General features: G+C 58.2%; 10 protein-coding genes and 4 pseudogenes. 3 read left to right on the top strand and 11 right to left on the bottom strand.

What is annotated here, in order from left to right:
- Nucleotides 1-463: 463 nt before the first annotated feature.
- Nucleotides 464-581: pseudogene (locus EN862_RS33540) on the top strand (transposase); the annotation flags it as partial.
- A gap of 13 nt (nt 582-594) precedes the next feature.
- On the opposite strand, the pseudogene EN862_RS33535 reads toward EN862_RS33540, so the two are convergent.
- The 4 genes and pseudogenes from EN862_RS33535 to EN862_RS33520 all read right to left on the bottom strand — a co-directional run bounded on the left by EN862_RS33535 (nt 595) and on the right by EN862_RS33520 (nt 5,248).
- Nucleotides 595-1,615 (bottom strand): annotated as a pseudogene (locus EN862_RS33535) (IS3 family transposase).
- Nucleotides 1,616-1,859: 244 nt separating this feature from the next.
- Nucleotides 1,860-2,894 carry an LLM class flavin-dependent oxidoreductase gene (locus EN862_RS33530; protein ID WP_095484287.1) on the bottom strand — a complete coding sequence of 345 codons (1,035 nt, stop codon included), beginning with the start codon at nt 2,892-2,894 and terminating at the stop codon, nt 1,860-1,862.
- A gap of 94 nt (nt 2,895-2,988) precedes the next feature.
- Entirely contained in the window at nt 2,989-4,104 is a 1,116-nt protein-coding gene (gene hisC, locus EN862_RS33525) for a histidinol-phosphate transaminase (protein WP_126063823.1), read from the bottom strand.
- Nucleotides 4,105-4,936: 832 nt separating this feature from the next.
- Entirely contained in the window at nt 4,937-5,248 is a 312-nt protein-coding gene (locus EN862_RS33520; RefSeq protein ID WP_206437555.1) for a hypothetical protein, read from the bottom strand.
- Between the two features lie 1,174 nt (nt 5,249-6,422).
- Here EN862_RS33520 and EN862_RS33515 point away from each other — a divergent pair.
- Both EN862_RS33515 and rpoN read left to right on the top strand, forming a co-directional pair.
- Nucleotides 6,423-6,956: a peroxiredoxin gene (locus tag EN862_RS33515; protein ID WP_029356553.1), complete on the top strand. Its 534-nt coding sequence runs from the start codon at nt 6,423-6,425 to the stop codon at nt 6,954-6,956.
- Nucleotides 6,957-7,024: 68 nt separating this feature from the next.
- Nucleotides 7,025-8,458: an RNA polymerase factor sigma-54 gene (rpoN, locus tag EN862_RS33510; protein ID WP_126063822.1), complete on the top strand. Its 1,434-nt coding sequence runs from the start codon at nt 7,025-7,027 to the stop codon at nt 8,456-8,458.
- Here rpoN and EN862_RS33505 read toward each other — a convergent pair.
- From EN862_RS33505 to EN862_RS33480, 7 genes and pseudogenes are all read right to left on the bottom strand, one after another.
- A complete protein-coding gene (locus EN862_RS33505; RefSeq protein ID WP_029356557.1) occupies nt 8,455-9,081 on the bottom strand; it encodes a nitrogen fixation protein NifQ in 627 nt (208 codons plus the stop codon). The genes rpoN and EN862_RS33505 overlap by 4 nt on opposite strands.
- Nucleotides 9,068-10,120 carry an LLM class flavin-dependent oxidoreductase gene (locus tag EN862_RS33500; RefSeq protein WP_024505249.1) on the bottom strand — a complete coding sequence of 351 codons (1,053 nt, stop codon included), beginning with the start codon at nt 10,118-10,120 and terminating at the stop codon, nt 9,068-9,070. Before EN862_RS33500 ends, EN862_RS33505 begins: the two co-directional genes overlap by 14 nt.
- A 138-nt stretch (nt 10,121-10,258) precedes the next feature.
- Entirely contained in the window at nt 10,259-11,860 is a 1,602-nt protein-coding gene (locus tag EN862_RS33495) for an SDR family oxidoreductase (protein ID WP_063169384.1), read from the bottom strand.
- A 148-nt stretch (nt 11,861-12,008) separates the two neighbouring features.
- Nucleotides 12,009-12,596 (bottom strand): nuclear transport factor 2 family protein, encoded by a 588-nt coding sequence (locus EN862_RS33490; protein ID WP_126083656.1) that lies wholly within the window; start codon nt 12,594-12,596, stop codon nt 12,009-12,011.
- A 138-nt stretch (nt 12,597-12,734) separates the two neighbouring features.
- Nucleotides 12,735-12,857: pseudogene (locus tag EN862_RS37095) on the bottom strand (ferredoxin); the annotation flags it as partial.
- A gap of 29 nt (nt 12,858-12,886) precedes the next feature.
- On the bottom strand, nt 12,887-14,065 hold the full coding sequence (locus EN862_RS33485) for a cytochrome P450 (RefSeq protein WP_164759124.1): 1,179 nt from the start codon (nt 14,063-14,065) through the stop codon (nt 12,887-12,889).
- 265 nt (nt 14,066-14,330) lie between these two features.
- Nucleotides 14,331-14,456: pseudogene (locus EN862_RS33480) on the bottom strand (IS481 family transposase); the annotation flags it as partial.

The raw sequence follows: 14,456 nt of genomic DNA, 5'->3' as shown, positions 1-14,456 counted from the left end.
GCTGCGACCGGAGATTTCTCTGCGCCCCCACTACTCCAGCGACTCAGTTTTGTGAACCGGGAGAATTTGCGCTCAGCCCGATTGGAACGGGAGTGCGTCGCGTCCAACACGCGTGATCAATAAAAGTTGAGCGCTTCAGCAGTTTGTTTCGCATCGCGCCAACTTTCGCAATCTGCTGTCGGATCGTCGACTTCGAGACAAGGTGATGTTCGGCCGACATCGGCTGACTCTTAATTAAGCCGCAGAACACATGTTGGCTTTCTGGCCTTCGCTTGTGCGGTTGGCACGACAATTGACATTCTAATTGTGGGGCGGCACACCCCGCCAGCCGAAAGTGGCAGTGAGCTCCTTCAGGCGCAGGTTGATGTGCTGATTATTCGGCGATTTTCCGATCTCGAACCAGAAAGCGAGGGCGACATGGATGCCAGCAAATTTGACATTGGCGACATCCGCCTGGAGAACCCTGCGCGGCGCGATTGAGGCCGCAGGCGAGCCTGCTCTACCTGCCGCCCTACAGTCCCGACTTCAATCCGATTGAGAACGCCTTCGCCCAACCTAAGGCGCTGCTGCGAGCAAAGGCCGACCATCAAGGCTCTATGGGACTGACGTTGCCCCAGCAGTTTTGAGTTCGTTTCCGGCGTGGGTTGTGCCCTGCTGGGCGGGTGAAGCGACGGGCGCTGGCGCGGAGCCTTTGGCATAGCGCAGCGCGAGCGACCGTCGCGGATTGAAGGTGCTGGCGAACTTGGCCGGGGTCTGCCAGGCGATTTGGGAGTGCGGCCGCGCGGTGTTGTAGTCGGCGTGCCACAGGGCGATGGCTACGCGCGCCTGAGCCAGCGAGGTGAACAGCGTCTCGTTGAGCAGTTCATCGCGCAGTCGGCCGTTGAAGCTCTCGATGAAGCCATTCTGCATCGGCTTGCCGGGCGCAATGTAATGCCATTCGACGCGGTTCTGATCCGCCCAGGAGAGGATGGCGTTCGAGGTGAACTCGCTGCCATTGTCGCTGACGATCATCCTGGGCCGGCCGCGCTAGTGATGAGCCGGTCCAATTCGCGGGCAACCCGCATGCCCGAGAGAGAGGCGAGCTTCTCCTCCCGATAGAGCCGGAACAGCTTCTTGTGGTTCACGACCAGGCCCTCCCGCCTCAGCATCACGAGAAGACGCCGGTAGCCGAACCGGCGACGCTCCTGCGCGATCGCCTTCATCCGCTCGCGAACCTCCCGGTCGTCCGGCCTGCTGGTCTGGTAGCGAACCGTCATGCGGCAACAGCCGATGGCTTTACACGCCCGCCGTTTGCTCATCCCGAAGCCTTCCTTCAGGCGAGCGACAGCTTTCCGCTTGGCGGCGGGCGTCACCATTTCTTTCCCACAAGGTCCTTCAACGCGGCATTGTCGAGCATGGCGTCGGCCAGAAGCCGCTTCAGGCGCGTGTTCTCGTCCTCCAGCCCTTCAGGTCGCCGAGCCTCGGTGACATCCATCCCGCCGAAGCGGGCCTTCCAATTGTAGATCGAGGCGTCGCTGACCCCGTGCTTGCGGCACAGATCGCCAACCGATACCCCGGCCTCGTGTTTCTTCAAAATTCCGATGATCTGCTCTTCAGAGAAGCGGCTGCGTTTCATGTCCTGATCCTCTGGATGGGCCAGAACGAACTTCAAACCGGATTAGATCAGAGGGGCAAGGCCTCGGCGCGGTCGTCGACCTCTTCACCCCAGCCGAATGTGCCAACTACTTCAAAGCCGCAGGATATGACCTGGATCAGATAGGACGTGCTCCAATGGTTTACACCTGACAGGAGTCCGGCCCCCACAACCGTTTCGCAATGAGGAGCAGCGCTGCCGCTGCTCCTCCAATCACACGACGGATTCACGATGCGGCAACTCGAGCCATGATTTCGGATCGAATGGCCGATGCGGTGTATAGTGAGGCATCCAGCGGCAAATCCCCAAATGCCAGTTGACACAGAAGATAATTAGCACCTGCCTCTTCCAGCTGATCAAGGAGAGCTTTTCGGACAGAATCTGCCGTTCCCACGACGCACAATTCACTTTCAATTGCTGCATCGAAGTTCAAAGGCAAGTTTGGTGGAGTGGAAATGGCATTTAGTTCGTATAGAAATTTGAAGCTATTGAGCCATCGTTCATAGGCAGGTGCTGCGAGCAAATACGCATCTGTTTCAGAACGCCCTATCACCACCATTCGGAGCAATCCAAGAAATGGCGCTTGCTGGCCAATGTCAGCATCGTGAATTCGGGCGGCGCGGAACGCGTCGGTAACGCTGCGAACAGAAGTGGAAGGTCCGACGCAGGCGATGTTTGCCCCATTCGCAGCGGCCCAGCTAGCCGGCTCGGGTCGATTGGTGGCGATCCATGTCGGCGGATGGGGATATTGGTGAGGTCTCAACGTCAGCGGAACATCTTTCAACTCAAAGTGGCGGCCCTGATAAGAAAGCGTCCCGCCTTTCATCGCATTGATGAGAATCTCACTGGCCTCCGCATACTGTTCTGGTGCTGCTTCTACAGCAACCCCGAAGTATCCCAATTCAGTGGGAGCAGAGCCGCGCCCTATGCCGAGTTCAAGCCTGCCGCCGCTCAACTGATCAAGCATGCAGATCTCCTCGAAGGCACGCAGCGGATGATAGAGCGCAAGTAGCATTACCATGGGACCAACACGAAGACTGCGGGTTCGCTGGGCGACGCTCGCTAAGAACAAATTCGGTGATGGACCTCTGCCATGCGGCGTACAGTGGTGCTCGGCGAGATGATACGCATAAAAGCCATAGCCATCGCACGCTTCTGCTAGGCTCAGCCGATCTGCATATTGTTGTGCGATGTCATCGCCGTTTTCGTCCAGATGATCGAAGATGCCGAAGGTCAGGCCCGAAGCGGAAATTTTCTTCAATTAATTGTTCTCCAAATTACCTATTATTTATTCGCTAATCATCATAGCTGGCGACATATCAGCACCTATTACTTGGCGCTTAATGTGAATTGACTTAATGCTTGTGCACACCGCGATTCTTCTTAAAGCTCATACAGACGCGTTTGGCGGCAGCAAGGAATTTGTCCATCTGCTCTGTGGTGCCAATGCTGACGCGAATACAGTTCTTCAAATCTACGTCAGGAAAGCTGGCGATGAGGATCGCCTGCTCTTTCAACGCGGCTTGCCAGCATGAGCCCTCCTGTCCCGCCGGCACACGGGCCAGCAAAAAGTTTGCGTGGGAGGGTGTTACGGAAAAGCCAAGTTGCAACAGCGCCAGGGTCACTCGCTGTCGTTCATGCTTGATGTGCCTGTGGTTCTCTTCGTAGGCGTGGCGATGCGCAAGAATGCTTTTCCCGACCGCCTGCCCGATCACGTTCATGTTGAAGACATTCTGGATGTTGCGCAGCCTGCCAATGATTTCTGGGTGACCGAAACCGAAGCCGACTCGCACGCCAGCAGCAGCATAGCTCTTTGAAAAAGTCCTCAAGATCAAAAGATTCGGATGTCTATTGACGAGGCGCAGGGCATTGTCGGGTGCGAAGTCAACGTAGGCCTCATCCAAGACGACCAAGCGATCTGCTTGCTCCACAAGGCGTTCGATTTCGGCCACCGGCACGAATGTTCCGGTCGGATTGTTCGGATTAGCCAACAGAATGAACTTCGCGTCTTTTGCGGGGCCGGACAGCAGTTTTTCTATCGGCAGGGGATGAGCTTCGCTCGATGCGATTTCGAGAAACTCGGCACCCTGCAACATGGCAAGTTTACGGTTGAACGAAAATCCGGGCGACAGCATCGCCACTCTATCTCCTGGGGCGAGGAAAGCTCTGTAGATGAGTCCGAGCAGCTCCGACGAACCGTTGCCGGCAATCACCTGATCTTTGGAAAATCCGTAAGCATCGGAGGCAGCTGCCCTTAAGCTGAGATTGTCGTCTTCCGGATAAAGATACTGGTGTTCGATCGCAGCAATTGCACTTTGCATTACGCTCTTCGGCAACGGAAACGGGTTCTCGTTCGTATTTAGCTTAACGCAATTTGCATCCGTCGCTGGTCCGTTGGACGAGAGAGCATCTAATTTGCTGGCCACCGGCGAAAAAAGCGAAAGCACGGTCTTCAGTTTTGCATCGCACATGTTCTTCTCCGTTTTTCAGTCCCGCAGGGCATGTGACATGAGGCAATAGTTGATCGTGACTTGATCGACGTTCGGCTATATCAGCGCTGCCTTCCCACCCTGGTGGGGATCGCCGACCACGGTTTGGATTTGACACCGGCAAGCTGTCGAGAACCTGATGACGACCCAACGTGTGGCCGACGGCCGATTCGGCGCAACAGACGGTGTTTCAACATCGCATCGTCCTCAAAGCCGCATGCAGGGCCTGCACGACAGCCCGTCTCCAGCGCCCGCAGATAGGTGGAAGCCGAAGTCTTGCCGAACCTCAGTTGCTCTGCCACCTGGCCCACCGGACTGCCCTGTTTATGGGTCAGGCGCAGGATATCTCTGACGCTCGTTCGTCTTGCTTGCTTCCGTCTTGGCATGGGCTCTCTCGGTTTGCTGATGAGAGAGCCAAATACCGGCTCATCTGAGCATGAGACGCAGGCCTGACGATATGGAGCGTCGCTGTGGCGCGCGTAGCCAAGAGGGTTCGCCTCGGTGGCGGGGCATGCAAGACGGCGCACCTCCTTAGCCATCCTGTCCCATCGTCTCAGATCGTGAGGCGCACCTTATAGTCGGTGAGGAGATCTTGCAGGGTCAGGTTACGCCCTAGCGCTTAAGGTTGTTGGTCGCACCGAGCAAGCGCGGGACCTGTCGACGGACAACAGCGGTGCCACTGCCGGCACTAGGTCGTCCAGCATCGCAGTGAACCGCGTACGTAGTATTTTGTCGTAGGCGGCATTCTGGATAGCCGGATACGGGCTCTTCACCCGCTGCACCACCGATTGCGGGATGATGTCGCGAGAAACATTCACGGATTTCGTGAAAAAAGTGTACCCGCCGAAGAGCCCCACTCGCGGGGGCGGTGCAGCACCACCTCGGTGTCACTGCTCGTGTTCATGCGATGGACTAGGCCGGCCAGCTGTTGACGCAGCTCGCGGTAGTTGTAAGTCTCACCCGTGTAGACGAGCACCAAGTCAGGTCGGCCATCCTCCTGGAGCATCCTCGGCTGACGGCCGCCCTGGATATCGATGATTGCCAGGCGGTGGTGTCCCAGCGCCGCAGGCCCGCCGATCCAAGTCCCCTCGTCGTCCGGACCGTGGTTCGCTATGGTGGCCGTCATATCGGCAAGCTCCCTTCGCGCATCGGGACCTCCGAGGTCTCGATTGAAGTCGATCCATTCACAGATGCCGCACAGGTTATGTCGCCGCATTTGGGGCGAAGCAGATATAAGGCCAGTGGGAAACCATCGAGGCAAAGTGACGGATCTAGCCCAGCTACGATCCGCATCCGACATTGTCGGACATCGGACAGCACCGCGATTCGCTGCATAGGAAGCCTGGAGTCGCGATTTCCCTTGGGGGAATCAGCGCATGAAAGGAGAGCTGGGTCGTGTCTGCCGAAATGAGAAATTGCTCCCCCTTATTGCCTCACCGAGGAATGTTACCCAGCGCGATAGACGGACATGCCCTACCTCCCCCCGTTGCAGCTGAGGGAGATAGGGGCCAGCTCTTCATTCAACCCTCATGGAGGATGATCAGCCCAGCCATTTCCATGCGCCGGCCTTCACAAGCCGTGCACCATTCAGGTTCTTTTCCTTGAAGCGCGACGATCCTTGTCAGACGTCGCAACACTTGCTGCCGAGAGCACGAGCTCTTCCTCGAGCATGCCTTGATCTGCGCCTCGAACGGCTCGCACATGCTGGGTTTCAACGACTTCGCAGAGGTTGATATTCTGCAGTGACTTCGTCTCGCTGCTGCACGGCATTGACGCTGGGAGCCATGCTCGCGTGGCGCAATTGTGCTGAAGCCGGTGCCCACGGCAACGTTTCTTAACCCGCCCCAGATCCTGGCGTTTGGCTATTTCCGACATTCGTGTCCGGCTTCGGACAAAGGCCGGGTTTGCCGAACGGAGTCGCACCCAATTTCCAGTGCTGCTTGAGCAATAATATCGACCGGCATTACTGCACAACACGAAAGTTGCTGCAAAAACCGAAGTGAACCCAAGGCATCGGGTCAATTGGCATGGCGCTTGCGACTCGGTCGATAGAACGCAGTCAAAATCACGGTTGCAGACCATGCCTACCTCTCAAAGCTCGATAAAGCACGCGAGCGAAATTCCCCGTCTCCGCGGAAGCTCGTCGCCTTTAAACGTGCCTGCTCGGGGGCGGTCTTGCACAAGACCGGTCCGAGGCAACCACGCCAAGGCGCGAGGCTGCCGGAACTGTCGACCGAAGTCGATGCCGCTTCAGTTTAACCGAAAAATGCACCGTACCACTTTGGCCTGGGAGCAAATCAATGACCGACAGAAAGAACGTTCCTCTCGTGACCTTTCGCACGCGTGTTCGCGATGAGTCGATCGGGGGGCCAAATCCTTATCGGTGGGAGAACAAGACCTCCGACGATTATTTCGGGGGCAAGCGCGTCATCCTGTTCTCGCTGCCTGGCGCCTTCACCCCGACCTGCTCGACCTTCCAACTGCCCGATTTCGAAAAACTCTATGATCAATTTCTGGAACTGCGAATTGACGCGATCTACTGCGTCTCGGTCAACGATGCTTTCGTCATGAATGCGTGGGGAAAGTCCTTGGGGCTGCAGAAGATCGAGCTGATCCCAGACGGGTCGGGCGAGTTCACGCGCAAAATGGGCATGCTGGTCGCGAAGGACAATCTGGGCTTTGGCATGCGCTCCTGGCGATACGCCGCTCTGATCGACGATGGCGTGGTGGAGCAGTGGTTCGAGGAGGAAGGCTTCTGTGACAACTGCGAGACGGACCCCTATGGCGTTTCATCCCCGCAAAACGTTCTCGACAAACTGAAGGCGGCGGCATGACCCAGAAGTGGCAAGTCTCACACAACCCAAGCACACACTAGAGCATCCTCGGCAGATTACGGTTCAACATGCATCTCTCAGCAAGCCTGCTTCAACGCCAGAAGCAACGTATGGTCTTATCGCCTCAAGCCATTGAAGCTATTCGCTTGCTGCGATTGACGCATACTGAACTCCATCAGCTCGTGCAGCAGGCACTCGAGAGGAACCCCGTTTTGAAGCCTGACCCGTTTGACGACGATTCGCCGCTGTCAGGGGTGGATCAGCGGAGCAGTCAAAGCAGAAGCGAAATCGGCGAATCGCCCATTGGCGGGCCGTCTGGCGGGCGCGGGCAATGGAAGTCGCAACGCAGTAGCGGCAACGATCGACCTGCCGTCGAGGAGTTTACCGCCCACACCGAAACATTGCACGACCATGTCGCCCGCCAGGTCGCCCTCACCCCGTTCACCCCCCAGGAGCGGCTGATTGCCGGACAGCTCGCCGCCCATCTGGAGGACACTGGCTATCTTCAGGTAAACCTTTTCGATCTGGCCAGGAGGTTAAACGTTCGGCAAGCTGATGTGGAACGGGTCATCGGAATCTTGCAGCAATTTGATCCGCCGGGGATTTTTGCGCGAACTCTCAGCGAATGCCTGGAGATTCAGCTGCGCCAGCAAGACCGGTTCGACCCGGCTATGGCAGCTTTGGTCGCCAATCTCGAGATGCTTGCACGGGGGGATTTTCAGGGATTGAAGCAGCGTTGCGGAGTCGACGAGGAGGATCTCCTCGACATGAGGAACGAAATCCGCGCGCTCGATCCCAAGCCTGGAGACCGGTTCCAGTCCGGGACGCCGGAAACCATCGTACCGGACGTCTGGGTAATGCCCAAGTCCGAAGGTGGATGGCGGGTGGAGCTTGATCCGGCCACGCTGCCCAAAGTGTTGATCAACCACACCTATGTCGCCGAAATCTCGCAGCTGACCAATCAAAATCCGGAAGGCAAAGCGTTTCTCGACCATTGCCAGGAAAAAGGGAACTGGCTGATCAGCTGCCTCGAGCAGCGCGCTAAGACGATCCTTAAGGTTGCGACCGAAATCGTGCGCCAGCAGGATGCCTTTTTTACACACGGCGTCGCCCATCTGCGGCCTCTCTGTCTCAAAAATGTCGCTGACGGGATCAAAATGCACCAGTCGACGGTAAGCCGGGTGGCTTCGAACAGGTACATGTTAACTCCGCGCGGGGTGTTCGAGCTGAAGTATTTTTTCACAGCGACAATCGCATCCTGCGAGGGCGGCGACGCGCACTCCGCCAAATCTGTCCGCCATCGGATCAAGGCAATCATCGCCGAAGAATCGCTCGACAAGGTACTTTCCGACGAAGACATCGTTGCTCAGCTCAAGCAGACCGGCATCAATGTCGCTCGCCGTACCGTCACCAAATATCGCGAGGCGATGAACATCCCTTCCTCCATACTACGGCGCCGCGATAAGCGTTTGTCCGCAGCTGCGATCAAGCGAAGTGACTAACCGGCATTCCTGGTCGGCGAGAGGCGACTCTCAACTTCCTCCGGGCCGAAGCAGCTTTCGAAGTCCTGGCATTCCCGACAACTGGGTGCAGTGCATGACGAAAAGCCTTCGGCCTCACACAGCTTGCGGTAAAAGTACTTTTTCCATTTCATGTTTTCTGTGTTGCCTGCCGCCAGCGCGGGAAAATGTCTGGCAAGCAGGCGGCTGAGCTCAGCGCGATTTGAGAGGCCAAGATCCCGCCAAAGATGGTCCGTGCGCATCGCACGCCGGGCGATGATCTTGGCCAAGCGGCCGCTCGCCGGGTCGGCCGGCGCAGCATGCGCTAGCAGCAGCCGGCGTAGCAGCTCCTCTTCCAGTTCCGGCTCGGGCTCGCTCAACTCCTCCAAAGCGAATACGCTGCTGGAGGTAGACGGGAAAGTTGCGGCCAAGACATCACGCAATTCGACAGACGAAAGGCCTGTCCCCTCCGTCGCCAACACCTCGCCCGCCTGGACCTCCTCAAGCGAACGTGAATGTACGCAGGGCAGCACATGCTGATCGAAGCTCCTCCCTAGCTCGGACCCACGCCATTGCGCGCTGGATAGGCAGCCATCATCGTAACGGCCGGCTTCAGCTTCCGGCATGACAAAGCGCCTTGTTGACCGCAGGGATGATCTTGTCGCCCCAGAGCTCGATCTGGCGCAGCATCGTCTTTTGGTCGAAGTCGCCCAATTGAGTCTGAACTGCGATCTGGTCCGGTTTCAAGATATCGATCTCTTCCAGCAGGCGATCAATCACGCGATTTACGCTGCCAATCGGCAAATTTTTGCGCATGGTCTCGAAGGACAGATCCTGCTGGGTCGGTGTCTCCTGCAGCAGGTAGCCATCGTGGCTCTGTTGGCGGCGCTGATGCAGGGCTTCAGAAAGCCGGCGCTGGAAGCGGGCATTGTCGAGATAGCTGTTGATCTCCAACTCGTCGTGGCTGGCATAGCAGCAGCGCAGCAGCGATATCTTGACGTCGGTGACGTTCTTTTCCTCGGATGCCGCCGCCCTCTCGACTGATTCACGCAGTGTGGTCAAAGTCTCTAAGCCGTCGTGGAAGGCTGTGACAAAAAAATTGTGCCCCTCGCGGTAGGCCCGAGCCATCCGTGCGGCTCCGCCAGCGATCCAGATAGGCGGCGTCGGCTGCTGGACTGTGCGGACCGAAATCGCTGTTGGGGGGATCTTCTCATACTGGCCGTCGTGTTCGAAGACGTTTTGGTTGAGGCCCTTGAGAATGATGTCCAGGTATTCCGAAAAGACGGCCGGCGCCTCATCGATGTCCACGCCGAACCGTTCGAACTCGAACTGCTGGTATCCCAAGCCTACGCCGAGCTCGAGACGGCCGTTCGCAACGATGTCGGCGAAGCCGATCTCGGACAGCAGGCGCTGCGGTTGGTAAAGCGGCAGCACGCAGACGGCAGTGCCCAGGCGAATCGTGCTTGTCAAGCCGGCGCAGTGCGCCACCATCATCAGCGGGGATGGTATGAGGCTGTAATTGTTGAAGTGGTGCTCAGCAAACCACGCGGTGTTGAACCCAGCCTGCTCCGAAGCGACGGCCTGTTCGATGGAGTTGCGGATGACGCTTTCTGAGGATTGGTGATAGCCACGCTGGGCGGCCAGAATGAAAGTGGCAAATTCCATGATTTCTCCTCGTTATAGACACGTCAGCCGACCGGGAATGTGCTCGGCATGCACATGCTTGGATCTCAAGCACCTCAGGTGCGTCGTGGAGCCGAGGCTTCATAATGCTCGGCCGGTCGCCCTGCGAAGGCCTGGCAATTAACCTGCGGCCTCCGCAAAACATTCGTCATAGAGTTCGCTGGCGTTTCCCGCATCACCGAACGAGGTCCAGCCGCCGTCCACGTAGAGGATCGAGCCGTTGATGTATGAGGCGTCAGACGAAGCAAGGAAGAACGATGCATCTGCGACGTCTTCTGGCCGTCCCATCCTGCCCATGGGGATGCGTCGTCCGATTGCTGTCAGGTCGATGCGGCCGGCTTTGGCCAACTGAGCAAGTGCGGGCGTGCGGATGTGGCCAGGAGCGACGGTGGCTGTCCGAATTCCGACCGGCCCGAGTTCGGCCGCCATGCAACGGGTCAGCATATCCATCCCCGCCTTGGAGGCGCCGTAGGCATGGCGCGGCGCGAACGGCAGAAAGCTGTCGATCGACCCGAGATTGAGGATCACGCCGCCCGGGCGCATAGCCTTGATCGCTTCGCGCGCGCAGGTGAAGGCGCCGGTAAGGTTGACATCCAGGACGTGTTCGAGCTGTTTCGACAGTTGCTCGATCGCAGGCACAATCCTGTCGGCGGTATCAGCACTATTGACCAGAACATCGATATACCCGAAGCGTCCCCTCAGTTCTTCGAACATCGACACCACATCGCTCTCGACGGCCACGTCCAGCGATTTCGCCAGATGCTTGCCGGGGAGCGATGTAGCCAGCTCTGCCGCTGCAGTGCCATCTTTATCAGCAATCACGACGGTGTCGCCGTTCGCGGCAAAGCGGCGAGCGACGGCCGCGCCAATGCTTTTTGCGCCACCGGTGACGAGCACGATTCGCGCATCTGTGCATTCGGCCGGACAGGAGAGCTCGGCTTGGAGCGCACCATCCACCGGCGGGTGAGCATCCCCCGGCTGGTTGAATGACATCCAGCCTCCGTCGACTGCCAGCACCGAGCCGGTGATGTAGCGCGCCTGCGTGCTGCTCAGAAAACGCACGACCCTGGCGATCTCGTCGGGGCGAGCCAAGCGCCCCATCGGCACGCGGCGGCGTATCGCCGCGAGGTCCATTTTGCCAGCGCGTGCCAGTTCTGTGACCATTGGGGTGCGGACGGAGCCCGGCGCCACCGCCGTGACGCGGATTCCTCGCATAGCCCACTCGCATGCAAGGGACTTTGTCAACGAGATCACGCCAGCTTTCGAGGCTGCGTAGGCGTTGCGCCTGGGATTGCCGACCACGCCCGCCATCGAAGCCACATTGACGATCGCACCGCCCGGCTTCATGCGCCGCGCCGCTTCCCGGGCCATAACGAATGGCCCAATAAGGTTCACTGTCACGCCGCGTCGGAAGGTATCGACAGCGGTGTCGATGATCCTATCCATCGTGGGTCCAACCGCCGCATTGTTGATGAGGACATCGATTTGCGCGAACCGTGCTTCGACCTGGCCGAAAAGTGAGAGCATGTCCTTCTCTCGCGACACATCGCACTCCAGACCGACGTGCGGCGACCCGAGATCCCGAGCCAGTTCAACCACACCACTGCCCGGAAGGTCCACCGCAACTACAGTGTCTCCGTCCGCGGCAAGGATATCGACCAGGGCACGGCCGATCCCGCCCGCAGCGCCTGTGATGATTACGGTGCGTGCTGCCAGTTTCACGAGAGCTTCTCCACGATGACCGCTTGTGATCTCAGCCCATCAACCTTGGGCGGAATGAAGGGCCGAGCCAAATCGTTGCAGTGACCGCCAGTTGCGGCCCCACACAGATGTCGTTCCCGTAGGGCGCTCATCCTCCATTTCTACCCACTTATGCAGCTCCCAGTTGGGGACCCTCGACGCCATCTTGGTCGGTGGGGATGTGACCCTTGAGCAACTGGTAGATGGGATCGTCTGGATGTTGTGCTCCAATCGGCTGTCGCCGGCCGAACCTATCTGCCTCAAGAATCGCTGGCGGGATTTGCTCCTCAACCCAATCGTAGACGACTGTCCGTTCCGCAATTCGCCACTCGTCCTGCCTCTTCTGAAACAGATCGCAGTAACGGCCGCAAAGCAGCGTCTGACGTATTTCTTGGTCTGTATCCGGTCCGCGTTGCAGCGCGGTGAAATAGCTCTCGACCGCGGCCTCTGCTGAACTGATGAAGTCGATCAGGCTGTTCGTGATTTGATGGATGTTACGGTGCCCCGGCAGACCGAGAGCAAATTGGATGAAGTCCTCTGCCGGTCCGCAATAGGGACCGTGCCTGTCATACGCTTCGGGCCAGTATGCGCTACGCAGCGCCGCCTCATCGGCGCGGTCTATCCCGCGGCAGTACCGATACAGGCAGTTGCGGATCGCCTCTCGGTCACGCAGTTCGGTAATTTTCGCGTGGTCGACAGGGTCTGTCGCGAATTGTATGATTGTTTTATCCTTCCCGATGCCAGTCTGCACTTTGCGTGTGTCTCTCTCTACAACTGAGTTAGCGGGGGGCTCGTCAACTTCCAGAGCTTGTTCGGGGCAGGCTCGTACCCCTTTTGAGGCAAGCAGTTGCTCCCCATCGGCAACATCAATATCACCGGGCAAGATGTAGCCGGCGTCATCAAGCTTGAAGACTCTCGGCGCCCGCGCCCAGCAGCGCGCATGACCCTGGCATCTGGCTTTATGTACGACGACACGCATAGCGAACTCCAATGTCGTTGGCTGAAACTTCAGGACCAGTCCAGGATCAGATTCTCGATCCCGAACACATGGCCGCCGAAGGTGATAGGTTCAGTCCCTGTCTTGATCCGAAAGGCTGGGATGCGCGCCAGCCACTCCTCCAGGCCAATGACAATCTCCCGCCGGGCAAGGTGTGAGCCAAGACAACGATGGGGACCATAGCCAAAGGCAGCGTGCCGGTTGTCCTCGCGCGCCAGATCGATCTCATTCGGGCATTCGAATTCCGCCGGGTCACGATTGGCAATCATCGTGGCACAGGAAACATAGTCTCCCTTGCGGATCGGCGCGCCTTTGAAGTCGACATCCTTCGTTGCCACTCGGATCATCTGAATGGTCGAATAGGCGCGCAGCAATTCTTCCGCAGCGACGGCAATCCGGTCCGGTTCGCTTCGTAGCAATTCCTGATCTTTGGGGTTGCGCGCGAGATGGGCCAAGTCGAAGCATATGGCTGCTGAGACCGTGTCGAGTCCCGCGACGAACACAAGCACGCCGATGCCACGGACTTCTTCGTCACTGAGCAGACGACCCTCGACCTTTGCCTTCACGATGAAGGTCATGAAATCATCGACCGGCTCCTTGCGGCGCTCGGTGGCAAGTTCGTCGATGAAGGCCACGATCGTCCGGGCTGCGGGTGGTCGTTGCTCCTTATCGCCGTGGAGCAGATCTCTAGCCCAGCCGACAAATGTTTCTAGTCCGTTGTCCGAAAGCCCAATAAAGCGAAGGAAGATATTGACCGCGAACGGAACTGCAAAATCCTTCATGATGTCGCAGCTCGTGCCTGATGCGGCGATCCTGTCGATCAGCTTGATCGCTCGTTCCCGGACAGCCGGCTCCAATGCCATTACCCGCTTTGGCGAAAGCAGCGGATTGAGCAGTGAGCGAAAAACACCGTGGAATGGCGGATCGAGCTCAAGCGGGATCATCGGCCAGCTCTCGCCGAGCACAGAGGCGAAGATGCTGCGATGGCTGGAAAACGTTTCGGTGTCCTGCAGCACCCGGCGCTGGTCGCTCGCGCGAGTGATGACCCAGGTACCCCGACCGTCGCGCGTGTTGCTGGTTGAATAAAAGATCGGAGGCCCGGCATGAACGCAAGCAACCGCTGCATGCGGATCCCCGTTAGCGGTCGGCAACATGCCGGGCGACGTAAACAGGCTGAAGTCCCTCACCATTTCGGGCGGGACATGATCTGGAACCGGCCGCGATTTAACCGCGCCAGAATCGAGAGACCGTTCATGAGATGCTGTCGGCATTTGCATGCAATCGTTGGTGCAAGCTCCGTGCCGAATTCGTCTTTCGATAATCCTTGCCGTTTGCTGGGCAACAGGTGGCGCCTGCGCTGACTTGCTGGTCGGGATTGCAACATTCTTGTCCAGCGTCGGACACAGAATGTAGAAAGCTAGACACCGACTTGGAGCAACTCAACTGGTGGGATCGCTAGCTGTGGAGCCTCAACAGGTTGTCCTCGGTTAGAGCGAGGCGACTGATAGGTGTTTTGGACTTTAGGCTCCCGTGGGGACGGTGCCAATTGTATCTGTGCAGCCAGACCGGCAACTCTGCGGC

It is taken from the genome of Mesorhizobium sp. M2E.F.Ca.ET.219.01.1.1, assembly GCF_004016445.2.
GTDB lineage: Bacteria > Pseudomonadota > Alphaproteobacteria > Rhizobiales > Rhizobiaceae > Mesorhizobium.
Note: the sequence above shows the minus strand (reverse complement) of the source record. Positions and strands in the feature narration are given on the sequence as shown.